Source organism: Paraburkholderia adhaesiva, assembly GCF_021390575.1.
Classification (GTDB): Bacteria; Pseudomonadota; Gammaproteobacteria; order Burkholderiales; family Burkholderiaceae; genus Paraburkholderia; species Paraburkholderia adhaesiva.
Genome location: NZ_JAJEJQ010000005.1, coordinates 138,672 through 160,605 on the forward strand (window position 1 = coordinate 138,672; position 21,934 = coordinate 160,605).

At 58.6% G+C, this 21,934-nt stretch carries 25 protein-coding genes; 18 read left to right on the plus strand and 7 right to left on the minus strand.

What is annotated here, in order from left to right; translation table 11 throughout:
- Positions 1 to 139: 139 nt before the first annotated feature.
- From L0U80_RS30720 to L0U80_RS30730, 3 genes are all read right to left on the minus strand, one after another.
- Positions 140 to 1,369 (minus strand): DUF8549 family protein, encoded by a 1,230-nt coding sequence (locus L0U80_RS30720; RefSeq protein WP_233875033.1) that lies wholly within the window; start codon positions 1,367 to 1,369, stop codon positions 140 to 142.
- Between the two features lie 65 nt (positions 1,370 to 1,434).
- Complete coding sequence (locus L0U80_RS30725) at positions 1,435 to 2,124, minus strand: hypothetical protein (protein WP_233875034.1); 690 nt, start codon at positions 2,122 to 2,124, stop codon at positions 1,435 to 1,437.
- A 546-nt stretch (positions 2,125 to 2,670) separates the two neighbouring features.
- Entirely contained in the window at positions 2,671 to 3,474 is an 804-nt protein-coding gene (locus L0U80_RS30730; protein WP_233875035.1) for a DUF7484 family protein, read from the minus strand.
- Positions 3,475 to 3,606: 132 nt separating this feature from the next.
- On the opposite strand from L0U80_RS30730, the gene L0U80_RS30735 reads away from it, so the two are divergent.
- The 6 genes from L0U80_RS30735 to L0U80_RS30760 all read left to right on the plus strand — a co-directional run bounded on the left by L0U80_RS30735 (position 3,607) and on the right by L0U80_RS30760 (position 6,982).
- Complete coding sequence (locus L0U80_RS30735; RefSeq protein WP_233875037.1) at positions 3,607 to 3,984, plus strand: hypothetical protein; 378 nt, start codon at positions 3,607 to 3,609, stop codon at positions 3,982 to 3,984.
- A gap of 25 nt (positions 3,985 to 4,009) precedes the next feature.
- On the plus strand, positions 4,010 to 4,426 hold the full coding sequence (locus L0U80_RS30740; RefSeq protein WP_233875038.1) for a hypothetical protein: 417 nt from the start codon (positions 4,010 to 4,012) through the stop codon (positions 4,424 to 4,426).
- Between the two features lie 51 nt (positions 4,427 to 4,477).
- Positions 4,478 to 4,894, plus strand: coding sequence for a hypothetical protein (locus tag L0U80_RS30745; protein WP_233875040.1), 417 nt, complete (start codon positions 4,478 to 4,480; stop codon positions 4,892 to 4,894).
- A gap of 132 nt (positions 4,895 to 5,026) precedes the next feature.
- Positions 5,027 to 6,046 carry a hypothetical protein gene (locus L0U80_RS30750; protein WP_233875041.1) on the plus strand — a complete coding sequence of 340 codons (1,020 nt, stop codon included), beginning with the start codon at positions 5,027 to 5,029 and terminating at the stop codon, positions 6,044 to 6,046.
- 128 nt (positions 6,047 to 6,174) lie between these two features.
- Entirely contained in the window at positions 6,175 to 6,468 is a 294-nt protein-coding gene (locus tag L0U80_RS30755; RefSeq protein WP_233875043.1) for a hypothetical protein, read from the plus strand.
- 19 nt (positions 6,469 to 6,487) lie between these two features.
- A complete protein-coding gene (locus L0U80_RS30760; RefSeq protein ID WP_233875044.1) occupies positions 6,488 to 6,982 on the plus strand; it encodes a hypothetical protein in 495 nt (164 codons plus the stop codon).
- On the opposite strand, the gene L0U80_RS30765 is transcribed toward L0U80_RS30760, so the two are convergent.
- Positions 6,979 to 7,494, minus strand: coding sequence for a hypothetical protein (locus L0U80_RS30765; RefSeq protein WP_233875045.1), 516 nt, complete (start codon positions 7,492 to 7,494; stop codon positions 6,979 to 6,981). The two genes, L0U80_RS30760 and L0U80_RS30765, sit on opposite strands and share 4 nt — an antisense overlap.
- Here L0U80_RS30765 and L0U80_RS30770 point away from each other — a divergent pair.
- The 8 genes from L0U80_RS30770 to L0U80_RS30805 all read left to right on the plus strand — a co-directional run bounded on the left by L0U80_RS30770 (position 7,493) and on the right by L0U80_RS30805 (position 12,395).
- Positions 7,493 to 8,158: a hypothetical protein gene (locus L0U80_RS30770; protein ID WP_233875046.1), complete on the plus strand. Its 666-nt coding sequence runs from the start codon at positions 7,493 to 7,495 to the stop codon at positions 8,156 to 8,158. The genes L0U80_RS30765 and L0U80_RS30770 overlap by 2 nt on opposite strands.
- Positions 8,151 to 8,666 carry a hypothetical protein gene (locus tag L0U80_RS30775; protein ID WP_233875047.1) on the plus strand — a complete coding sequence of 172 codons (516 nt, stop codon included), beginning with the start codon at positions 8,151 to 8,153 and terminating at the stop codon, positions 8,664 to 8,666. The genes L0U80_RS30770 and L0U80_RS30775 overlap by 8 nt, the downstream gene beginning before the upstream one ends.
- Entirely contained in the window at positions 8,663 to 9,106 is a 444-nt protein-coding gene (locus tag L0U80_RS30780; RefSeq protein ID WP_233875048.1) for a hypothetical protein, read from the plus strand. Before L0U80_RS30775 ends, L0U80_RS30780 begins: the two co-directional genes overlap by 4 nt.
- 14 nt (positions 9,107 to 9,120) lie before the next feature.
- The gene (locus tag L0U80_RS30785) at positions 9,121 to 9,540 is read left to right on the plus strand and encodes a hypothetical protein (protein ID WP_233875049.1); all 420 of its coding nucleotides are present in this window, start codon (positions 9,121 to 9,123) and stop codon (positions 9,538 to 9,540) included.
- Positions 9,509 to 10,090, plus strand: a complete 582-nt coding sequence (locus tag L0U80_RS30790; RefSeq protein WP_233875050.1) for a hypothetical protein — start codon at positions 9,509 to 9,511, stop codon at positions 10,088 to 10,090. The genes L0U80_RS30785 and L0U80_RS30790 overlap by 32 nt, the downstream gene beginning before the upstream one ends.
- Entirely contained in the window at positions 10,048 to 10,467 is a 420-nt protein-coding gene (locus L0U80_RS30795) for a hypothetical protein (protein ID WP_233875051.1), read from the plus strand. Before L0U80_RS30790 ends, L0U80_RS30795 begins: the two co-directional genes overlap by 43 nt.
- Positions 10,468 to 10,484: 17 nt before the next feature.
- Complete coding sequence (locus tag L0U80_RS30800) at positions 10,485 to 10,892, plus strand: phage DNA polymerase-associated SH3 family protein (protein ID WP_233875053.1); 408 nt, start codon at positions 10,485 to 10,487, stop codon at positions 10,890 to 10,892.
- Between the two features lie 657 nt (positions 10,893 to 11,549).
- Positions 11,550 to 12,395 carry a hypothetical protein gene (locus L0U80_RS30805; protein WP_233875055.1) on the plus strand — a complete coding sequence of 282 codons (846 nt, stop codon included), beginning with the start codon at positions 11,550 to 11,552 and terminating at the stop codon, positions 12,393 to 12,395.
- A gap of 189 nt (positions 12,396 to 12,584) precedes the next feature.
- Here L0U80_RS30805 and L0U80_RS30810 read toward each other — a convergent pair whose 3' ends face one another.
- Both L0U80_RS30810 and L0U80_RS30815 read right to left on the minus strand, forming a co-directional pair.
- Complete coding sequence (locus L0U80_RS30810; RefSeq protein WP_233875057.1) at positions 12,585 to 13,331, minus strand: hypothetical protein; 747 nt, start codon at positions 13,329 to 13,331, stop codon at positions 12,585 to 12,587.
- A 125-nt stretch (positions 13,332 to 13,456) separates the two neighbouring features.
- Positions 13,457 to 13,897 carry an SET domain-containing protein gene (locus L0U80_RS30815; RefSeq protein WP_233875058.1) on the minus strand — a complete coding sequence of 147 codons (441 nt, stop codon included), beginning with the start codon at positions 13,895 to 13,897 and terminating at the stop codon, positions 13,457 to 13,459.
- 155 nt (positions 13,898 to 14,052) lie between these two features.
- On the opposite strand from L0U80_RS30815, the gene L0U80_RS30820 reads away from it, so the two are divergent.
- Together L0U80_RS30820 and L0U80_RS30825 are read left to right on the plus strand one after the other, a co-directional pair.
- Positions 14,053 to 16,227, plus strand: a complete 2,175-nt coding sequence (locus L0U80_RS30820; RefSeq protein WP_233875059.1) for a family B DNA polymerase — start codon at positions 14,053 to 14,055, stop codon at positions 16,225 to 16,227.
- A gap of 57 nt (positions 16,228 to 16,284) precedes the next feature.
- Positions 16,285 to 16,704: a hypothetical protein gene (locus L0U80_RS30825; protein WP_233875060.1), complete on the plus strand. Its 420-nt coding sequence runs from the start codon at positions 16,285 to 16,287 to the stop codon at positions 16,702 to 16,704.
- A gap of 43 nt (positions 16,705 to 16,747) precedes the next feature.
- On the opposite strand, the gene L0U80_RS30830 is transcribed toward L0U80_RS30825, so the two are convergent.
- Positions 16,748 to 17,848 (minus strand): hypothetical protein, encoded by a 1,101-nt coding sequence (locus L0U80_RS30830; protein ID WP_233875061.1) that lies wholly within the window; start codon positions 17,846 to 17,848, stop codon positions 16,748 to 16,750.
- 396 nt (positions 17,849 to 18,244) lie between these two features.
- Here L0U80_RS30830 and L0U80_RS30835 point away from each other — a divergent pair, with 396 nt between their 5' ends.
- Both L0U80_RS30835 and L0U80_RS31750 read left to right on the plus strand, forming a co-directional pair.
- Positions 18,245 to 20,254 (plus strand): hypothetical protein, encoded by a 2,010-nt coding sequence (locus L0U80_RS30835; RefSeq protein WP_233875062.1) that lies wholly within the window; start codon positions 18,245 to 18,247, stop codon positions 20,252 to 20,254.
- Positions 20,255 to 20,427: 173 nt separating this feature from the next.
- Positions 20,428 to 21,927, plus strand: coding sequence for a hypothetical protein (locus L0U80_RS31750; RefSeq protein WP_233875066.1), 1,500 nt, complete (start codon positions 20,428 to 20,430; stop codon positions 21,925 to 21,927).
- Positions 21,928 to 21,934: the final 7 nt, after the last annotated feature.

The following is a 21,934-nucleotide window of genomic DNA, read 5'->3' on the forward strand; positions in this document are numbered from 1 at the left end:
CGATGCCGACAATGAATCTATCCACCTTTGCTGCTGCGGAAGACGTACCCCCACGTGCGGCTTGGCGCTGACTGCAGGGAAAAGACAAAGACTCACAACAGCTGGAAGCATGGTCTGGCGTGTCGGCATATTGTGGGCTTTAGGTGCCAGTGTAGTGCCGCATTGTCATCGTGCGAATCACGATGTAGAGCAGCACCGCCGTCCGCACTGACGCAATCACGCTTTCGTTGCGGTTTCCGGTCGCCTGCTTCACACACCACTCTGCTTTTTCCCTCAGCGAGAAAAGCGCCGGGTCGATACTCCTCGACGACGTATAGACACCGCGCAGCCTTGCCAGCAGCGTCGGCAGGTCGACATGGTTGCGCACCATGGTCCGTTCCTCAGCAAGGTAATCGAAGCTATGGATCAGTGTCTCGTCGAGCAGCTCGCCAACGCGCTTTGCGCGTGCCTGCCGGTAGTTGTCCGAGATCCATTCAAGCGTCTGCCGGAACAGGCGCGGCGGCGTCGTGTACATCAGCTTGCAGATCAGCTCCACGAGCTCTTCCTTGATGAAGGAGTGCCGGTCCGTAACGATCGACTGCAGGTAACGCGTGTAGGCGAGCAGGTTCCGGCTGCGATCCTTGAGCACTACCTCGCCATCATAGTCGACGAGGGCTGAGCTCGACTGGATCCGCATGCCCTGGTGGTGGACCTGCAGGAACACATCGTAGATGTTCTTGAGCATGTCGCGGATGCGACTCTGCGTATCATTGAGCAGGTAGATCACCTCAAGGTCATTGTCCATCCGGGAGATGGCCTTGAAGTGCAGCCCCTGGGGCGAAATCAGATCACGCGTGCGCTGCCCGAGCACGGCATTCCACGTGCCGTACTGTTTGATCGCGAACTTGCCTGAGAGCAGCGCGTAGGTGGCTTCGGCCGTCGAGCGATCCGCCGGATAACGGAAGTGGCGGAACAGGCGCGAGGTCAGAAATTTGTATTGCAGCACGAGACCGACGTCCATCATCGCCGCCTGCTTCTGTGCGTCGTTGAGCTTGGGCCCCACATACAGCGTATGCATCAGCCACGCGCATGACAGGTTCATCGTGTCGCTGGAGACCTTGAAGGTCGGATTCACCGTCGGCAGTGCGACCAGCTCCTGGGCCAGCACGCCCTCTTCCACCTTCAGTATCTCCTCGAACCACCTGTCGCGGTCATCGTCGGTAAAGCGCACGACCTCCACCCCCGTGAGGTTGCCGCCAAAGAACTTGATGTGATCGGGATTCTTGAAAACGAAGGCATGCCGGTACTGGCTGATCCGGCGTGCAAAGGCGGCGTCGATCGCCAGGTCGTGGCAGGCCTCGGCAAACACGCCCTCGATGTTTTTCGCCATGAGCGCTCCATGCGAAAACCTGCCGCGAGACAACCGGAAAGCAGGGGAAGGCGAACAGGGTGGGCTCACGCACTGCGCCGGCGCTGCCGGCGCTCCATCCAGTCTTTCGCGAAGGCTTCTAGCGATGGGTACACCCTCGATCCATAGGCGTGCACCAGGGTCTCGAGCGCCTGACCCAGCTCAACCACGCGTGGCTCCGGATTGCTGTTGTCGCTGCCGTTCACCGAAGGCTGCGTCGCATCCATCACGACCACGTAATTCTCGGGGCCCGCGCCATGCTGGCCGCGTTCAGCCAGATCCTGACTGACCTCGACGATATCCTCGGGCTTCACATCGGCAGCCGACACGCCATAGACGGTCGTGCCTGCGATTGTTCCCGCCGCGCCGGATTGCGCGTCGGTGCTGGCAAGTTCCACGTTATTGATCAACTGGGCAAGCGCGAGCGCATCGTTGGCCTGAGATTCAAGCGCATGCGACGGTGCGTGTGACGGTGAATGTGGCTGTTCATCGCCTGCACCTGTCCTATCACCACTGCCCTGCTCCACAACCTGCGCAGCCGGCTCTTCCGAATCGCCTGTGCCTGATGCGCCAGCAGCCCCGGAATCGACTGGTGGCGAATCGGGACGTGCATAGACCTGATTGAGGGCCTGAGAAAACACTTCTGACAAGGGCCCCTTCAGTTCCATGAGTTCCTTGTCGTCCTCCGGAGGGCAACCCGGCTCGCCCTCCAGTGCCGCTCTTAGCAACGAAGCCATGAGTTCTCCCGTTACGCAAACCGCGTCACACGATTAGCGTCCCGAAGAGGCTCTCACGGGATATCGCAACGGTTGGAATTTACGCGCCCGGCTTCGCGCGTGCGCGCACGCGCGCGATAAGTACTTATTGTTAACAGAAAAGAGAGCAGATACTTCGTATCTGCTCTCCATAGTATTAATACTTAATTTTAATAGATAGTACTTTGGTAAGCCGTAAGGCGCGCGCACGTGCGCAGGCGCAAATTGCTTTTCGACGTAAATTTTGTCGAATGTTGTCCAATCGCAGCGGCAGGCCAATCCCGAGTGGCGACATCGCAACAACAGGGCTCCCGCCGCCAATAGCAATGCCGCTCAGAATCCACAGAAGAACCACTACGGCGACTCCGGATGCCAGGCAATAGATGGCATCCGGCGATCACACCAACGGCATACAGCGCGTTCTGGCAGAAACTTCCGAACGCGTAAATGAATGGCAAAGAATACATGCCCTGGGTCTCCTATGGCGAGGGGTCTCCTTTGCGAACTGCCAGGCAGGTCGCGACAAGATCAGCGCGGGCCGCCAATCTGCATGCGCAGGATTCTCAGCCACCGCTCGCCATCGTTCATGATTGCAATCTTGGCCCACTTCTCCTTCAGGTAGTCTTCGTAGTTCTGTTCCGCGTCGGCGTAACTGTCGATGATCTCCTTGATCTTGCCAAGATTTTGGCCGCCCCTCAGTTCTCCAATGTCGAGCTGTACCGTGTAGGTGTTGTAGACGTAGGACTTCACCGCGTACTCAACGAGTTTGCAGAACGCGTGGTAGCTGCGCAGCTGGATGTTGTTCAGGTTCTCGTCGTTCGCCACAATGCAACGCAGGTACGAGTTTGACGGTACTGTCAGCACGTCACGCACCAGCACGACGTTCTCACTGATCAACTCGATGCGTGCCGTCGACGTGATCGGCACCATTCCCATCGCATCCACTACAGCGTTGCCAACCTGCAGCATTGTGTTGGCCTGATTGAGCGCAGCGATACCCACCGATGAGATGCGTGTGGGGTCGGCGAAAGAAACGTTCAACACCGTGAGAATGCTACGCCCGTTTGTTCGTTTCTTCGGAATGCGAAAGACTGTATCGAACGGTGTTTCTCCACGCTGGCCGCAGCCGTCCAGCAGGATCCACACCTCCGTGCCGCCCAGCAGGTTGCAGTCGACGAGCACACGGGGGCGCACGACGAGACTCAGAATCTGGTCCTCGATGCCTGCAGTTGTATCACGCCAGTACTCCTCGCGCCGGAAGAAAACAACATGCAGCACTTCCGGTGGAATTCTGTAGCGCACGTCAAAGATGCTCTTCGAGATGGCATTCATGGAGCGCCTCTCGCCTCCCACCGCTGCCAACACGCGCGCGCGGTGCGGTCAAGTTAAACAAAAAACGGCGATATATCACCTCTTCGAAGTCACCGAAGACTTCACCAACTTCACTTCATAAGGATGAAAGGGATGAACGGCACCAGCGAACGTAAAGAGATCAATGACACGCTCGATGACTTCTTTGCGGCCTGCGTCACCTGGTTCGGGAGCCTGACCGATGAGATCGAAGTCGATACTTCGCTCACATTCAGGCAGATCTATCTGGGAGATTTCAAGATTGTCCAGCTACGTTGCGCAAACGAGGGGAACCGCGGCGCCATGTCCGGCGAGATCTATCGCGTGTTTGATCGCGCAGGCAAGCCGGTCGACAAGGTAAAGCTGTCCTACGGTGAGCAGCACATGTGGTTCAAGCGGCTTGTTGTCGAGGAGGGTCTTCCGGCTCATACGGTCATGCATCTGCTCGACGACCAGAGCCGCGAATTCTTCTGGCGTGAGCGCATGGAGTAAGCCGACCCGGCATTGGAGATGCGAAATGAACTACCACGGCACTGCACGTACGAACTACGTGAGTATCAATGACATCGACGGCCTTCGCGCAGCCATCGCGTCTTTCAACCTCGAGGTACACGAGCATCCCGAGTTCGCCGGCACCTATGCCTTCTTCGTCAGCAATGGCCTCGGCTGGCCGGACCACCACGTTGACGACAAAGGTAACGACATCGGACTGAACGTCTGCAAGGTAATCATGCCGTTCGTGCATGACGGCGAAGTTCTCGTCCTCATGGATTCTGGCAATCAGGGTCACCACTACGTCTGTGGTCGCGCCGAAGCCTGGCGTCGACATGCCGACCAGACCGAATCGGTCGCGATCTGCCTCCACTCCATCTACGCCATTGCTGCTGACCGGTTCGCAGTGCCGGTCGGTCACATTAGCCAAGCGCTCCACTGAACCGGCGGTATCACGTCTCTCACACCGCGCACTCAATTTCGGACGTTACAAATGGACTATACCGGCACCGGACGTACCAACTACGTGACCGTCATCGACGTCGACGGTCTGCTCAAGGCAATCGAACCTTTCAACATCACCTTCCGTGAGCACAGCGAGCGCAAGGGCACGTATGCCTTCTTCGATAGCCGTGATCAGGGTTGGCCTGCCCACGGGCTTGACGGTGAAGGCAAGGATATCGACCTCGATATCGGTCAGACGATCATGCCCTTCGTCGCCGAGGGCGAAGTGCTCGTCATGATGGATTGCGGCAGCGAAGGCGATCGCTATGTCGGCGGCTGGGCCCAGGCGTGGTTACGCCGCGGGGACTCCTCGGACATGGTCACCGTAGGCCTGCATTCGATCTACGACCTCGCCTCGCAGAAGTTTGGTGTAGCCGTCGACCAGATCGGCCGCGCCGAGTATTGAAACTCAATCCCCTGTCCTCGCAGATATCGCACATCACTATCCGCCGTTTCACGGCGGCTACCCCCTGTGTCTTTTCGGGCCCGGCAAGTCAGTTGCCTGGCTCATTTCCAATCCCAATTGAGGTACAAAAGCATGGATATGCAAGAACGCCCGCGCGGCAAGGTTCGACTTTTCAGCTGCGGCGGTGGCGGCATAAACATCGGAAACAAGGTCGATAGCTACGCCAACGCGAACAACAATAGCGACCGGTTCGCGCAGCTTGACGTCGTATATATTGACACCTCGCGGGCCAACCTGCGCTCCGACATCGATCCCGAGAGCTTCTTTCTCGTCACCCGCCCAGGTGCCGTCGAAGGATCAGGTCAGGAGCGCCCCGAAAATTTCGGCACCATCAGCGAGCGCGTGCGCGACATCCTGCAGAAGTTCAAGCCCGCGGATCTGAACATCGTGCTCTCCACGGGGGGCGGCGGCTCTGGATCGGTGATTGCCCCGTCGATCGTCTCGGAGTTGCTCGCGCGCGACTGCTCGACCATCGTGATCTGCGTGGGCGACGACAGCACGAGGAAATTTGCCCAGAACACCCTCAACACGCTCAAGTCATACGACCGCGTCGCCACCGTTGCGCGCGAACAACCGATCAACCTCGTCTATCTGCAAAACAGCGCGGAAATGACACGCACGCAGATCGACAAACGTATCCAGCATGTCGTCGCTGCCTTGTGCATGCTCTTCTCGGCGCGCAACCGCGAGCTCGACGCCAAGGACCTCGAGCACTGGCTGCGCTACCCAAAAGTGACGAAGTACAAGCCCGCCCTCGCCTCACTAACGCTCATCGGCGACCTAGGCCAGGCGAGTCTGGACGAGCTCGGCAACCTCATTAGCATCGCCACGCTCACCCAGGCCGACCATGACCCGGCGCTGCCGGTACGCACCGAAGTGCAGTACGTCGGTTATCTGGAGGGGGCGCTACCCGAGAAGCTCAATCTCAAGGCACCGTACCACTATGTCATTTCGGACGGCGTGCTGCCCCATGTCGCCGCGCAACTGGAGCTGGTACTGCAGGAAATGCAGGAGCAAAGCGATGCCCGCACTCCCGCTCATGCAATCAGCTCGTCGTGGGACGTGAGCGCGAATAACGGCGTCGTGGTGTAAGTACTGTAACCACCGACACCACAGTTTTCCCGCATGGGGTACGGGTAACCGCCAACCCCATGCGTGCCACATGTAGCACCCGCACCAACGCACACCCTCCCGAACTATCACACAAGGAACGAAACCTCATGTTTGCCCGAATGATGACGAGTGACACCCAGGGAATCCGGAATGCGAGTCTGCCCGGTGAAATGGTGGAAGGCGAACGCATCTCGCTTTTCTACGACGATGACGGACGGCCGTTCATGAAGGTCTGGCAGTCCGGATACACCAGCAAGATACCTGTCTACGGCGATGTCTACGTCATGAATGCAGCCGGCGCCAATCTCTGGACATTTCGCCCGCCGCTGAATTTTGTCGGGCGAAATGCCGACGGCTGGAAAACCGTAAAGGTGAGTCCGGGCGCAGCAAAGTCCGGGTGACAACCTCCGAGGTGCGAGCATGCATGACTATCCACGGAAAATCATCGTATTCCGGCACGCCGAAGAACCCGCTCATGAAAACGATCAACGGCTTTCTCCGATTGGCCGGGGGCGTGCGGGGTATCTGGCCACCTACATCCCCCGCAATTTCGGCAAGCCGGATTACATCTTCGCCTGCAAGCCGACACGGCAAGGTTTGCACCCGCTCCTCACGGTTCTGCCACTTTTCGAAAGCCTTGAAGGCGTTCCCCTAAACGTCTTCTGCCCGCACGATTTTCACGCTTTGATCGCGCGCTCCATCATCCACGGATCCGGGATGCCCTCCGGGAAGTATGCCGGCAGGAATATCGTGATTTGCTGGCACCACAGCAAAATTCCCGCTCTCCTGGCGTCGCTCGGCGCGGAACCAGGAAAGTATCCGGATCCATGGCCCGATGACGATTTCGGCAGCGTGTACGTGCTTGCGCGCGATAACGACAGGGTCATTACGACCCGGTACGAGATGATGTTCTAGCGATGCCAGGCGATGCGCGACCGGTTATTACGTTGCGCATCGCTTTCGCGCCGTCCATCATGAATAGGGTGGATGCGATCTTCACGCGGCAGTCTTTTAATACCAGCAGTCGCCATCTTTTGCGCAGGGAGCCCATCACCATGTTTCACCAGGCCACGCTCATTCAGGACGTGACCCCGTACCGGCACAGTCTTGTGCCATGGCTGGGTGACCTGGTCGCCCAGCATGCCCACACCGGCTGTGTCGAGGAAGATGTGCTCCGATGGGTGATTGCCCACCAGATTGAGGAGTGCAACTGCGTTGTCATCGCCAACCATCGTCGTAACTATCGCAACTATTCGGAACTTCACGACCGGCTCAGGCACGCACTGCCCTTTTCGCTCGAGCGGCTCACCCGTGAACTGATCAAGGTGCCTGACATATACGGCGACCAGACGCTTACGCTCAGACTCACACGACGCGACCTGTACCTGCACTACCACCTCGACACTCCACCCGTCTTTCACCATCATGAATGCAAGAATCGAGTATCCGGTCATCCGGTCACTGGTGATCGATCCCCTACCAACCGCATTTGTTATCGAGAGAATTCTCGGTGAGTATCTGATTCCTCCCCCGGACGGGATCTACACGCTCGGCCATGCCGTGCCCGTCATGCGGCCCGATCGATCGTATTACCAACAGCGCATGGATGCGCAAGGGGGACTGCAACGTTTCGTCGTTACGCGTATCGAGGATATCCAGCCGGGTGCACCAGTCATCGACACTGAAGGCGAGGTCGCTGTCACCGTCAGCCAGATTCCGTTCCTTTCACACGTTTCACCGTATCCCGTACGCGCCATCGAGATCATCGAGCGCACCCTCAGCGAGGTGCTCAGGCACTACGGTGATCCGGCTGACCGGCGCCATAACACCGACCCCTGCACCCTCTACCTGGATCTCGTGCGTCCGCAATGGCGCCAGGCGCTCGAGATCGTCGATCAGGTCCTGCTACTCGTAAGCGACCTCAGAAGTCAGGTCAAGGAATTTGCCGGGCACGACAGGTGGATCATCCATTTTCTCAGACGCCAGCGCACTACCATGATCATTGAACAATCTATCGACTGGCGCATCGTGCAGTACTACAGGCTCAGTGACGCGCTGCGCGAACAGACTTCGGAGCAGCCAGATGGGTAAGACAACCGGACAACCCGCTTCCACGAACCCGGCGGTGTCCCGCGTCACAACGCTGATCTCGTTCGCGAGTATCGTCACCCTGCTACGCCACCGGATCATCGGGTGCCTGTCGAGCGACGAATATCAGGCCGGTGACGAATCTGGCTGGGCGTTCGAGAACATCCGATATCTTCCGGATGGGCAAATCGATGTGTCGGATTACCTCGCGGTGCTGCTCACCGAGGTCCTGACCGGCGGGCGCAGCTACATGAGACATCCCCGTCCACAGATCGAGAGCCTCGCGATGCTGCGTCAGATGGGACTTGATGAAGAATGCGCGCGGGCGCTCAACCACGAAATGTTTTCGGCAGCGCTGGACCTGATACTCGAGCACCTGCCGCAATCTGCCTTCAACGACCGCGGTGAATTCGATTTCCTGCTGAGTCAGTTTGATCTTATCGCGATGAGGACCACAAACAGGACGATAACCGGATTGCGGCCCGCCGCCGCCGCGAGGTCGATGCCATGAAAGCAATCGTTCTCGATACACGCCCAATCGTCAACGAGTATCGCGAGTATGAGCCGTTCTTCGTGTTCTATGAGCATGGCATCCGGGACCTCCTCAAGGAAGCGGTGCTCATCCATTCAACGAACAGTCCATTCTCTCTCGCCTGTCATCCGAAGGGCCTGGTCGGAAAGGTCGAAGCGGATTTCGACTACGCCCTGGACTGTTATCGCGACTCATGCGATGAAGAGGAATTCATGCCCCTGTTCGACGAACGGTTCGTGTTCAGCAATCTCGATGTGATCCGTTTCGCCGCGCAGTCCATGGAGGATGCGGTTGAACGGCTTTTCCGCCTGCATCTGCCCACGCGCTTTTTTGAAATCGCAGACGACCATCAGGGTCAGGCATTCCGCCCGCGCTGGGTTGGATCCGACCTCCTCGTTCATGTGCGTCTTCTAAGCTAGCCAGGGAGAATGGCATGAATACCGTGCAGACGGCAGCCGAAACCGAACCAGGTGTCATCCCGCCGTATATGGTCATGGACGCGCCGGGGGAGCTCCGGGAACTCAGGGAGTGGGTGGAACATCCCTCGAAGCCTACGGCCGATATTGACGCGTTCTATACGCAGCTTTTTGAAAGCGTGAGCCTAGCGGGCTGTTCTGCCACCGACGATCTGAGGGAGTTCGCCAATGATGTCGGCTATGGCGATGCCCTCTATGGCCAGCATGAGCTTCTGCGCCACGAACAGCACCGGCTCGCGATGCTGGTCATGGAGGCAGGTTACGCAATTACCCGGGAACTCAACCGGCGCTGTCTGTACGACAGCGAAGGAATGTTCCCTTACCACTTCAGGGCATGTGACGGCCATGGGCTACTCATTTTTGCAAACTACGGGTGATCCGGAAAGCGTGATTCTCGAAACACGCCCTCTTCTTGACGATCTCTTCACCCGCTATCCAGACCTCCAAGAAAACTATGACGAGTTCATCGGTCGTATCATCGATTGCTTCGCGTACGAGGCGAGCGCTCGTGACAGACTCAGCGGTATGTGTGCGCAGATGGTGCGGGATGCCTTGCAGTTCATTCCACGTGATGTGGAAGCGGGGGCTACGACGGCGCTGAACTGCGACAAGGACGCCGAGTGCAGGGCCCGCATCGAGGCCGTCACACGCAGGGCCAACGAAATGTACCGGGTCGGCATGCGACTCTACGAACTTGTCTGCGCGCTCGGACTTTACCGCGATGGCTACCTGCATTACCAGTTCGCTGACCTGCTAGGTCACGCCGTTATCCTGCAGCGCCTGATGGCGCCGCTGCTTGTCCTGCGTGGTCCCGTCGACTATCTCACCGACGAGGAGCTCTGGGCGTGGAGCGACACCATCCGGCGGCGTCACCGAAGTCCATCATGCAACGGCAACAACCCGACGCACAGCTTCCGTCGCGGATAGTGCTGCCTACCGCAAATCTTATCCGTGATTTCCGCCACCAGCTAAAGGACATCAATCTTTCGAAGACCGGCCTTGAGGAGATTGTCCGGCAGGTTCTCGATGTATTCATGGAATGGGAAGGCGACGGCCAGACGCGTGCAACCCGGCTCGCCGCGCTTCCCGACATTCACCGCCTGACCCTTCCGGAACTCGAGGAAGATCCTGGCCACACCATCCACATCCGGCTTATCAACGCCACACAATCCTTCGCCCATCAATTCTTTGAACGCCTGAAGACGTATGGCCTGTTTCATGCAGGCGACCCGCTCATTGATCTCGATTACGGGTTCGACTGTTTTCTTGGCGACGACATCGTTCTCTTTCATTGCCCGTACTGAAATCGCGCGGGGGTGTCATGTCGTATGACTACCAGATTGGACAGGTCCTCACTTTCGATGTCTATCCGGCTCCCGTACTCGGGAACAATTTCCAGAATGTCACCGTTCAGGGCATCCTGAACCAGGAAAGCGCCAACCAGGTCGTCGATACGGTGGGACTGCATATCAAGGTCTGGCCCTGGCTTGAGCCACAGGGCACGCCCAACGATCCGTCCCAGTACAACTACATCAAGATCAAGACGCAGTCGGGGTCGGTGACGGCGCTTGGCATGCCATGGATTAACGAAAGCACCATCCAGGCCATCACGAGCCAGACCATCACGGCACTGATCAGCAACGTGACGGCGAGCGATATCCAGGGCGTGCAGAACGCGCTGATCAGCAACGGCTACACCGCAATCGACGTTTCTATCTCAAGCGCCTGAGCCGGATCACGCCACCGGCCCGAAGCTTCTTTTTTTGGTCACTTTTTACAGGCATGCTCGATCCTGTGCAGGGTAACCGCTCATTCTATGAGCTGAATTCAACATGAAATTGCGGGTGGTAGAAAGGGCATCGGCAGTGTCCGGTTTGCCTGCCGGCCGACGCGGTGGAAACGTCGCGTCGAGGCAGGAACTTCAGCGGGGACTGGAGAAATGCCGCCGGAGACGACGAGTCACTGCGCCGGCAGTTGCCAGGGCGATCTTATCCTTGGGGTCGGCCGTGACGGGACCGGGCGTGATGGCGCCCGGCAGGCGGGTGGCGCGTTGTCTTCTCCAGCGTGGAGGTGGGCGCAGCTGACGCTGCGCCCACCTCCTTTTTTTCCCGCGGATTTTCAGAGAGACAGGTCGCGGACAGACTGTAGGCTGCCATGATCGGTCGTTCGACAGCTCCATGCAGATCGCCGACAATCGGAATGGTCACCTTCGATGAACGCGTTGATGTCATGTCGAACTAATCGCCGCTTCCGCAGCGAGTGAAAGTGCTCCCTCGACTGGAGCGGCCATCTCATGGCCAGGGCACCGCTATCGCCGCAGGTACCTGGGAAGCCGTTGCGAAACTGTGCTTGGGGTACCGACAGGCCCGCATTGGCGAAATATGCTGTGAAGAACATTCAACATCAGGGATCAAACATGCTCTCACCCCAGACGGCGACTCCTCAAGCGATCTGCGAAACCCTCCTCAAAGACGGAAAGAGCTACAACATCGAACATCACATCCTGCCCAGCGAGAATGCCGTTGCGGATCGGTTGCTTTCGCGCAGCCTTGAACTAAAAGAAGCCTATACGGAGTTGCACGAAAAGCTGCATCCGCGTCCTCCCGCCCTCAAGGTGTTTCTCGACCTGCTGCTGAGTACAGCTGCGTTCTGGAGCCCCGAAAAGATCGCGGAAGCCCGCTCCGCGCGCAGCAATCTCGCCGACGTGAACCGGCAAATTGCAAGCAAGGCGGCCGAGCTGGCTGGACTGCTTGAGCGTCGTTCGGATTTGCACAACACGTCAGGGTTCAGCAGCAATACGCACTATCACGTCTGCGACGTAATTGAGGCCGCCTCCGAGGGCAACTACCTGTTTGAGTCCTACGTCAAGGACCGCCTGGGTGCCCTTACCGGGCAGTTCGACCTCAAGTACTGGCCGTCACTGAGCCAGTTTCTCCAGGTGATTGCTTCTGATGCCCAACACGCTGGCATGGAAGCCACCGACCCACTCACTGCTGCAGCCACGGCCGCCGCGCGCCCCTCGCGTGCCGACTTCTTCAAGGCATTGTTGGCTGCCATCGACGAAAACAGCGCAGACAACTATGGCCTGCTTCCCAAGGGCTTCAAACCAACAGACAACACGCTCGCCACGCTGGCCAACTGCGTCCTTGACCTCGGCCCCGACGACCTGGTCGACAGCGCATACGTGAAGCGCTTCCGCCAACGTGAACGCAGCGGTGAAGATGACCGATGAATCGACCGACGTATTGCGACAGGCGTTAGAAGCGACGCCTAAGCGCCTGACTGGTTCAGTGCTTCGAGCAGAATACGGCTGTTCGAGGCTGCGGTGCAGCAGCTGCCACGCGACCTCCAGCTCCCGGGTTCGGTCGTGAGCGGTCGCCAGGCGTTACCTGCTACCGCGAAATCTCAAAAACCCGCCCGTTCAGCGGCCCGTATGCGGATGAAGTGTCGCGAGGTGAGTGGCAAGACGCGAACTCATTTGCGAAAAGCTGACCCACGTAATCGCTCCAGACGCCAAGCCACCGACCAGCGGTACCGCTTTTGATGCGATCCGGGCGAATGTCTGCTTTGTCAACCGAACTCCGATCCATTTTGCGACCTCTTTCGCCAGGTTGTACAGGCCCCACCTCGTCAGTGCCATTCGGGGCAGGCGGACTGCAACCTCTTTCGCAATATTTTCGGCCACCCTGCTCAGCAGGGTATTCGCGCCCGCCGCCCCGAACATGACACCGACGAAGATCGTCAGGATATGGAGGGTCTCGTCATCCAGTTCCTCACCATCGGCACACAACTCTGGCCAGCCATGCAGATAGGCGAGTTTCTGCGTAACAACAATCGCATGCCAGAAGAACTGCGTCAGATCGCCAGGAATCGTGCCGGCCATCCACCAGCCACCAGGCAAGCCTGCTGCGACCGAGGCGCCGGTTACACCCGTGCGATGCCACGAGATTGACGAACTGGCGATCTTCCCAATCTGGGAGGAGGAGATTCCAGCCTTGACCGGGCTGCTCGCGATCGCCAACTCAACCACGTCCTCTGCCACGTGTTTGCGGAGTTCCTTTCTGAGATAGCCAGTACGGTCAATCCGCGCGCCAGGCAGAGCCAGGGCCGAGCGAAGAATCCGGTTCCAAACGTCTGCCTTCGCATGTTCTTCGAGTTCGATAGCCATCGTTCTTAGTGTTCTCTACTGAAAAGACACGGTTTATCTTGACTCGGCCGTCCCGAAGTTTCGCCAGATTCTTGCCGGCCAGTCGCGTGTCCGTGCGTTCGCCGCAACCACCAAATGGCGAATGCTCACGGACTACCGAGCATCGTCCCGCGGCACTGCCTGCCGCCACAGCGGCACGCATATTCGGCAAGCGTTGCCTGATCCGTTTCGCCCCCCACTTCGAGCGCGTAGTCAATGAAGAGTTCTTCCCCCCGCGCGATGTCACGCGTCGCCTCTATATAGACGCGCCCATCCCCTTCTTCAATGGCTTCGCAGTTTGCGGCGCAGGAGTGGTTCAGCCATCGCGCCGAGTTGCCGCCGCGGCCCCCATCGATTACCCGGCCATCGGATCTCCCGAAGAGAAACGTGTGGGCCTCCTGCTCGCGCCGCTCATGATGGCGTGACGCTTCCTTCCATGTTGTCACCAGTCCCTTGTATTCGAAGATGCGCTCGCCGGGATTCAACGCACGCAGCGCGAACACACCCTTGCCGTGGATGGAGGAGCGCCTGACGGTGACACGTTTCATGTTTTTCTGAAGTTGGGAAAGTACTCGAAGTATACCGTGCGGCCCGTCCTGCAACGGGACTTGCAGGAGGTTTGCGCATCAAGTTTCCTGCAAACTTTTACCTGCCATGGGGATGCTGTGTCGATAAATCCATCAGACCCGATGGATGGAGAAACATGGGCCATGCCACTGCCAACCCCTTTGTCCTTCCCGCCGACCAGTACACGCGAGATATCGACGTGCTCGGCCACTATGTACGGCAGACCGTCAGCTATCTCTCGGCGATGTCCGGCGAGTCACCCCGTGAATGCCTGAGGTTCGTGCAATCGAATCTTCAGAGCGGCGGGGCGTTTGCCTTTCAGGATCCGGAGGTCACCTACCTGCAACGTAGCGCGAACGGCGATCGGGAGCTCAAGACCGATACGCTGCAATCCTTTCTCGCGACAGCGGTCGATCAGCAGGAGCTCATCGCACCAACCTTTACCACCTACCTGCATCCGCACGTCAGGGAGTCGTTGCTCACTGGCTTCATCGGTGCGAACAAGGTGCAACGCGGTATCGCCAAACGGGCGATGTTCCAGGCGCGCAGCGTTGGCGACACCCTGCTCGAGATCCTCAAGGATAACGAGCAGACCAACATGAAGCTGGCGAGTAACGCCTGCTCGGGAGCGCATGTTTCCGCGTCGACACCGCTCTTCAATCCGTCGGCCCACTCCACCCTCACGTCGAACTGCCGTGTCACGGCAAGCTACGGCTCGGCCAACAACGAGAAACTGCTCGCAGGCAACCGTCATTACTGGTCGCCCGACGTCGCGAAGAACAACATCACGTCGATTCGCCACGCCACTGATTACGATGCGCTCGAGGATGCCATGACGCGCTATCGCATCCGGCACCCCGATATCGCCGAAACGATGGCCTGCATACTGCGTTCCACGCGCCTCTACTTCCGCGATCCGTCGCAAGAGCAGCTGATTGAACAATACGTCGGCAAACTCACACCTGCCGAACGCGCCGCGTTCGTATATACAGGCGACCTCTACCACCTGCGGCAATACAACGAGGCCGTCGTGCGCACCTTCATCGGCAGACTTGCTTCGCGTGTGGGTACGGCCCACCCGGAACCCGACGCCGTGCTCAGGTCGGCGCCAGCCGAAATCGTCGCACTCGCCGTACAGCTATGTCCGGATGAGATGCGGGGCAGGAAGCTCGAGAGCATCGCAGGGACTCCCGCGCAGGGCATTGTTGCCTCTACCGTCGAGCACATCCAGTCAACGCTTGAGGAGTACCGGGATTTCATCCGCGCCTTCTTCGTCACAAAAAATGTGCCGGCTTCGATAGCCGCATTTCCTGAAAGCATCCGGCGCGTCGCGCTCATGGGCGACACCGACTCGACGCTCTTTACCGTACAGGAGTGGGTCATCTGGTTCAACAACGGCCGGCTCGGATTTGATGCCTGCTCTCAAGCTGTGGCCGCCGTGCTCGTGTTCCTTGCGTCCATGACCGTCGCGCACCTGCTTGCGCGAATGTCTGCCAACTTTGGTGTCGAGCAGAAGCGTCTCTTCGATACCGTGATGAAAAATGAGTACCGGTTTGTCACGTTCACGCCGACTCCCGTTGCCAAACATTACTACGCCCACATCGATTGTCGCGAAGGCCAGCTCTACGCGAAAGCGGAGGCCGAAATCAAGGGTGTGCATCTGAAGTCATCGAGCGCTCCGCCTGCGATCACCGTCCGCGCAAAAAGCTTGATGATCGAAATCATGACGACGGTCGCGAGCGAGAAAAAGCTGTCGCTGACAAAGATCCTCGGCGAGATTTCGGCGATCGAGCACGACATTATCGATTCCGTCATGCAACGCTCGAGCTGCGAGTACTTCCGCATCGGCCAGATCAAACCTGCCGCGGCCTATACCCTGCCGCCCGAGCGTTCCGTCTACGCGCACTATCTGTTCTGGAACGCTGCGTTTGGACCGAAATACGGCGTCGCACCCGCACCACCCTACACAGCCATCAAGATTCCGGTCGATATGGGCTCGCCCACGCGCATCAAGGCATGGCTTGCAACTATGGCTGACCAGCAACTGGCAGCACGCCTTGGCGCGTGGCTGGCTTCAAACGGGAGGAGTTCACTGACGACTTTTTATGTACCCGAGGAATCCATTCAGGCTGGAGGCGTTCCACGTGAAATTATCGAACGCGTAGCGATCAGGAAGCTCGTGAAGGACACGATGAAGACGTTCTATCTTGTGCTCGAAAGTCTCGGTGTGGGGATGGAGAACCGGCAGATCTCACACCTCGTCAGCGATGACTATCCACCGCTCACGAGCTCCGCCGTGAAACCAGGCTGACGGCATGGAGGCCGCAGTTTTCACTGCGGCCATGGCAGATGATTTAGTTCGCCTGAGATGGACCATTTAGTTCGCCTGTGCCCTGCACGCGCCTTTCCGGTCTGTCATTTTTTTGTGTTTTTCACATCGATAAACAGAATGCATGGGACGATCATGAAGACACTCTACGCCCAGCGCGCACACGAACATTGGGAAAACTCACCCATCGAAACGGACGATCTCCCCGATGGCTGGTCCGACGTGCTGATCCAGCTGATCGAAAACGGGCCAGTCGACGACGGCGATATCGCGAGCAAATCTGCGCGTGATGCGCTGATTGAACGAGGCTTTGCCGCGAAGGTCATCATCAACCGGCAGGAAGCTGGCACCTGCGCGACATATTTTGGGCGTGAGCTGTATTGCCAGCTCGTCGACGAATCAGGCCTGCGCGAAGCCATTACGAAACGACAGACCGCAACGCCGCTGACACGTTACTGAAAATTGCGTCCCGCGTGTTTGCAATATTCGTGCGATCTGTCTGCTATCTGCGTGCAGGATTCGCTTTGCTGCGGATCCCATCGAGTTCGTCGATCACGGCCTGATGTGTGAGAGCGTCCATCACGCCATCAAAGAGCCGCTCCTGCTGCCAGCCGAGAAACGTACGGTTCAACAGATTGATTTCCGCCTGATTACGCGCGCCAGGATGTTCCCCCGCTGCGCTCACAACGAAGTCAAGCATCGGCAGGCGCGCAATGGCGAGCGCCCACATGACCTGGCGCGTAGGTGCCATGGCGGGCAGGTGCATGGCCTCTTCAAGGTTCTGACGCACGGCGGCCGGTACGCCCTGCAAAATCCCGATGAAATTCTTGCCTTGCTTCGAGAGTCCCACTAGGATTTCTTCATAGCAGTGATCTAGACGGGTCGAGTAATCGGTCAGGGCAAACGGATGTTTCCTTGTCGACCACCCTGCAGGTACACGCGCCTGCAGGCAGCGAATCCGGTTAAGGAGCGTTTGATCGAGTTGACTGAACAGCATATTGGGTAGCACGAACCTGTGCACGAACATCGTGACGGATTTTTCATCCACGCCGGCCGCCCTTCTCTTTTCTTCCTCACGAAAGGCGCGATACTGAACCATCAGCATTGGGAGATTGATAGCGATTACAGCCATTCCCGTTTCCGACCCTGTGAAGTGGCCGTCGGGTAAATTCATTTCAAGGTCGCTTCGTGCATGTCTCAGCACGCGTAGAGGTGTGGCATTACGCCAATCCCGATGGGCCAGTGCGAGGTCAAAGTACTCGGTATGAGCAACAAGGATCTCATCGTGACCCACGCCGTAGAACTCGCCGTTCCAGATTTTTCCCCTGTATATCGAGGAAGTCATTTTCATTGCCATCGACAGATTGAGCGCCATCGCGTCGACATTGGCATGGTAACGCTCAAGCGTGAGTGAGAGCGGAACATCGACGCTCTGAACCAGCTTCACCAACGGATGACTGCTTTTGACCGCCCCCGGCGTGTGCCGGTAGTACCGGATGACCTGCCCCAGATTTCGACGCAGGCCAGCCCGGATGGTGTGCCACGCTCCCGGCACCTGGATGCCCTGGAGCGAGCGTGGTGTCAGGTTGAATAGCGCATGCATGGTTCGATATATCGAATGACAGAAATTCGCCCATAACATTGAAGCGACCCGGTGCCGGCGCCCAAAGCCAGCACGCGTGTACGGGTAGCTGTTCGCCCAACGGAAAACGACTGGGGCAGGTAAGAAATTACCTCGTCCGTCTATATCCTTTGGAGGGAACGTTCGCATTCTCTTTCCATCTGGCTGGCTGAAAGAGCCCGGCCAGGGAATGCCGTGTCATTTCTCTTCGTGCAGATGTGATTTTTCGTTGGTCCAGCGCTTGCAGGCTGAACCAGCCTGTGCCGCTGGCGAGCGGTAGATCGATTCAACGGAATTTCACTGATATATCACCCCATTGTCATTAGCAGGACTGCTAACGACTTACGCGTAAATTCAACTCAATCGCAAGGAAAAGCCATGGCAGTTAATCAACCTTCGAGAAATGCAACGCACGAAGCTGGCTCGGACCCGAGCATGGTGCATGCATTCAATCAGGGAATAGATCCCGACGCCCAGCAACAGCAAACGCAGGGCGCAGCCTCACAGACCGCTGGCCAGAGCGGTCAGTTCGCATTCGGGAGCTCCAGCCACTTCTTCTCCACGGTGCTCTCCAGCCACCCGGAGAGCGAGGTGCTCGCAAAGATCCACGACATGTTCAAGGCGCAGTTCGTGGCAGCCAGTCCGGAACATGAACTGGAGATTGTTCCAGTCAATCGCGATGATGCGACGCGCCTGGCGTTCTCGGTCATCGTCATCGCGGTGCGCAACAGGGCGTGGCTCGATCGCGGCGCCGCCTTCTACACGCTGATCCTCGAAGGCTCGGCGCCGCCGCTGGAAATTACTTCGCGCTTTGTCGCCAACGAGACCATCGACGAGCGGCATGTGGCGGGTGACATGAACGATCCGACACTCGACGCCGAAGTCAGAAACCGTCTGGAGCGCGTCTATCCGCAAATTCCGCTCTGGAGCGCCGGCGTCTGCGTGGTACCGCGTGACTTCAACCCGGAGAACAAGGATCTGGCGCGCAAGCTCGCGAAGAGCGCGAGCGACGCATGTGTGTTCGAACTCGCGCGTCACGCGCCGGGCGGCTGGAAGGACCTCAATCTGGCTGAGGCCGTCGGCAACGCGGCCCTGACGGTGCGTCCGACGTTCGGCAACGAGCAGATCTACAACGCCGTGGGTCACCCGGTGCGCTCCGACATCGAGATTCGCACCACGATCCCGGGCCAGCCGATCCAGGGGCAGCAGGAGGGAACGACGCGCAACACCCCGGTTTCGGCCCTGCGCGCTTTTACGGATCTGGTCTGGTCGCCAAGTGAACAACAGGGCATGCCTTACGCCCAGTGGATTTCGCCGCAGCAGATGCAGGCAGGCGGGCTCAATCCGGAGCGCTACCGGAAGTACTTTCCGCGGATTGTGATCACGAGTTGCGGCACCGAAAAGGTTCCGACACTTGGCGGCTGGCTCTTTGCGGCGGTCAATGCGGCCTGCCTCGCGAACGGCCTGTGGTCCGAGCATTTCCGTGCGTCGCTGAACCGCAGCGCCAGCGGTGAAGTCGACTGGGGAAACATTGGCGGCATCAACGTCGAGGTGAACTACGAGGACAGCCCGTCCGGTTTTGGCAAGCCCGTGGACAGTACGCTCGACTCGTTCACACGGCAGAACGGGCAGAACGGCAGCGAGTTTCATCGCTTCATCGCGAACTCGATCCGTCCGCAGATGATCATCTCGGCCGATCTCCACGAGTGCGGCCCGGATACCTACCAGTGCGAGGCGCTCCTGCTCGCCGGGGACAGCAATTCCCGTAACCGGAGAATCGCCAACATCATGATCATCGAAGCGCTGATGGAACTGACCAGTGGCCTGTTCCTCAAGCACTTCGAGGCCTTGCGCAGGATGAAGAATCTGCCGCACATCGCGCCGGAGGACGCGCGCCTCGTGACCGACGAGTTCAACCGGATCCATCTGGGGCACTTCATCGACCGCAACGGCGAAAAGAAGGACCTGCGCTATGTGGACTATCTGGCGATGCTCAACCTCGCGGGTGTGAACAACCACGAGGAAGTGCTGACCTGGTCGGACACCTTCTCGAACGTCAACCTGCCGCTGAATCTGCGTCTGTCCAAGCGCTGGAAGATCATCGAGGCCGTGTGCGGGCCTTCGGTCGTGTGCACGGGCTTCGCGCGGCGCACCACGTTCGAGAGCGACGTTATCGCCGCCGCGTTGATGTCGTTCTCCGAGCTCGGCGTCAAGATGAGCCTCGAAACATCGGTGCTCGGCCAGCGGCAATATCAGCGCTCGGTCAATCCGTTCATCGCCGATGCCGCGCTTGATCCCAATGTCAACCTCGGGTTCTTCGCGTCGGGATACACGGCGCCGTCGCAGCAGTTCGGCAACCGTGCAGGCTTTAACCGTTTCATGTGCTGATGGCTCCAAGCTGCCGGCAGGGGGAGGATTCCCTGCCGGTCTTTTTTCCGCCGCAGCAAGGACGTCCCGGCGCAATGAACATGGAACGGTCGAACGATAGGCATTTTTTTATTGAACCGGGCTATCCGGTGTAGCACCCGGATTGCCCCAAATGCCCGTTCTGGAGAACCAACGTGGCTATCAGTCAACGGCTTGTCAGTCACGACGAGATCTTTCACTACCGCACGTCGCGGGAGCCGATCATCATCAATGATCTGCCCGACACGACCACTGAAGAAAAGGAGCATGTCGACAAGCTTATCTTCACCCGCTACGACCTCATTCACTCCGACCTGCTCTCGAACATCCCGTCGTGCGCGTGTGGCAACACGCTCGGCGTGGACAAGCTCGGCGACGGTCGCGAGATCCGTGCGATGGTCTGCCCCGATTGTCACACCGAGGTCATCGCCCCCTATCAGGGCGATCTGGAACCGATCATCTGGCTGCGTGCCCCGAAGGGCGTCAAGGCCCTCATCAACCCGCACGTCTGGACGATGCTGCGCGAGGGCTTCCAGAAGAACAGCTTCGATGTGATCCGCTGGATCTGCGACCGCACGTGGAAAGCGCCCGTCAAGGAACCGCCGGTGATGGAAGCCATTCGCGCATCGGGCCCCCCGCGAGGCTACAACCACTTTGTGGAGAACTTTGACGCCATCATGGCGTTCCTGTTCAACCTGAAGGACTATTCAAAGAAGGAGCTCGCGCCTCTCAGGACCTGTCTCGAACAGTTCCGGCACTGTGTCTTCTCGCAATACATGCCGCTGCCGAACCGGTCGCTCCTCGTGCTCGAAGACACGCATCACGCCGGCTACACCGACAGCACGACGCCGATCGCCGTCGACGCCATCCGCATGATGGTGGGCATCGATTCACCGGTGTCGCCCCACTCCGCTCTCGTGCGCGAAAACCGCACCATCCGCATGCTCGCCATGACGGCCGAGTATTACGACACCGCGATGCGCGAGCTGCTCGCGTCAAAGACCGGCGTGCCCCGCAAAAATATCTACGGCACACGCTGTCACTTCAGCTTCCGTGCCGTCATCAGTTCGAACACCAATCCGCACGACTATACCGAAATCCATATTCCGTGGAGCGTGGGTATCGTGGTGTTCGAGTTGCATCTGAAGAATTTCCTGCTGCGGGAGGGCATGACGCCGTGGGAAGCCGAGACGTATCTGAATGCGCACGTCAACCAGTACAGCGAGAGGCTCGACCTGCTTTTCCAGCGGATCATCGCGGGTTCTCCGTGGCCAGGCGTGCCGGTCACCATGCAACGCAATCCGAGCCTGCACCGGGCAAGCATCCAGCTGCTCTTCATCACGCGTGTCACGACCGACGTCAGTGTGCCGACGGTCTTCTTCAGCATTCTCGATGTCACGGGGCCGAATGCCGACTTCGACGGCGACATGATGAACCTCGTGCTGACCCTCGACCACACGCTGACCGATGCGCTGTACAGCCTGATGCCTCACCAGAGCGCATTCAGCATGAACGAACCGCGTGCCCTCTCCAAGAACCTCTCCATGCCCAAGCCCGTGGTGCTCACCATCAGCAACTGGATGCACTGGCCGGAACCTGACACGCCCGACCCCGAGGTGCTGGAGCGCATGGCGCTCATCCCGGAAGCTGCATGACCTGCAA

Excerpts from the sequence above, each read along its gene's own strand:
- L0U80_RS30720 (WP_233875033.1), bottom strand. The coding sequence starts at position 1,369 with ATGGCGAAAAACATCGAGGGCGTGTTTGCCGAGGCCTGCCACGACCTG.
- L0U80_RS30725 (WP_233875034.1), bottom strand. The coding sequence starts at position 2,124 with ATGGCTTCGTTGCTAAGAGCGGCACTGGAGGGCGAGCCGGGTTGCCCT.
- L0U80_RS30730 (WP_233875035.1), bottom strand. The coding sequence starts at position 3,474 with ATGAATGCCATCTCGAAGAGCATCTTTGACGTGCGCTACAGAATTCCA.
- L0U80_RS30735 (WP_233875037.1), top strand. The coding sequence starts at position 3,607 with ATGAACGGCACCAGCGAACGTAAAGAGATCAATGACACGCTCGATGAC.
- L0U80_RS30740 (WP_233875038.1), top strand. The coding sequence starts at position 4,010 with ATGAACTACCACGGCACTGCACGTACGAACTACGTGAGTATCAATGAC.
- L0U80_RS30745 (WP_233875040.1), top strand. The coding sequence starts at position 4,478 with ATGGACTATACCGGCACCGGACGTACCAACTACGTGACCGTCATCGAC.
- L0U80_RS30750 (WP_233875041.1), top strand. The coding sequence starts at position 5,027 with ATGGATATGCAAGAACGCCCGCGCGGCAAGGTTCGACTTTTCAGCTGC.
- L0U80_RS30755 (WP_233875043.1), top strand. The coding sequence starts at position 6,175 with ATGTTTGCCCGAATGATGACGAGTGACACCCAGGGAATCCGGAATGCG.
- L0U80_RS30760 (WP_233875044.1), top strand. The coding sequence starts at position 6,488 with ATGCATGACTATCCACGGAAAATCATCGTATTCCGGCACGCCGAAGAA.
- L0U80_RS30770 (WP_233875046.1), top strand. The coding sequence starts at position 7,493 with ATGAATGCAAGAATCGAGTATCCGGTCATCCGGTCACTGGTGATCGAT.
- L0U80_RS30765 (WP_233875045.1), bottom strand. The coding sequence starts at position 7,494 with ATGATGGTGAAAGACGGGTGGAGTGTCGAGGTGGTAGTGCAGGTACAG.
- L0U80_RS30775 (WP_233875047.1), top strand. The coding sequence starts at position 8,151 with ATGGGTAAGACAACCGGACAACCCGCTTCCACGAACCCGGCGGTGTCC.
- L0U80_RS30780 (WP_233875048.1), top strand. The coding sequence starts at position 8,663 with ATGAAAGCAATCGTTCTCGATACACGCCCAATCGTCAACGAGTATCGC.
- L0U80_RS30785 (WP_233875049.1), top strand. The coding sequence starts at position 9,121 with ATGAATACCGTGCAGACGGCAGCCGAAACCGAACCAGGTGTCATCCCG.
- L0U80_RS30790 (WP_233875050.1), top strand. The coding sequence starts at position 9,509 with ATGGGCTACTCATTTTTGCAAACTACGGGTGATCCGGAAAGCGTGATT.
- L0U80_RS30795 (WP_233875051.1), top strand. The coding sequence starts at position 10,048 with ATGCAACGGCAACAACCCGACGCACAGCTTCCGTCGCGGATAGTGCTG.
- L0U80_RS30800 (WP_233875053.1), top strand. The coding sequence starts at position 10,485 with ATGTCGTATGACTACCAGATTGGACAGGTCCTCACTTTCGATGTCTAT.
- L0U80_RS30810 (WP_233875057.1), bottom strand. The coding sequence starts at position 13,331 with ATGGCTATCGAACTCGAAGAACATGCGAAGGCAGACGTTTGGAACCGG.
- L0U80_RS30815 (WP_233875058.1), bottom strand. The coding sequence starts at position 13,897 with ATGAAACGTGTCACCGTCAGGCGCTCCTCCATCCACGGCAAGGGTGTG.
- L0U80_RS30820 (WP_233875059.1), top strand. The coding sequence starts at position 14,053 with ATGGGCCATGCCACTGCCAACCCCTTTGTCCTTCCCGCCGACCAGTAC.
- L0U80_RS30825 (WP_233875060.1), top strand. The coding sequence starts at position 16,285 with ATGGACCATTTAGTTCGCCTGTGCCCTGCACGCGCCTTTCCGGTCTGT.
- L0U80_RS30830 (WP_233875061.1), bottom strand. The coding sequence starts at position 17,848 with ATGCATGCGCTATTCAACCTGACACCACGCTCGCTCCAGGGCATCCAG.
- L0U80_RS30835 (WP_233875062.1), top strand. The coding sequence starts at position 18,245 with ATGGCAGTTAATCAACCTTCGAGAAATGCAACGCACGAAGCTGGCTCG.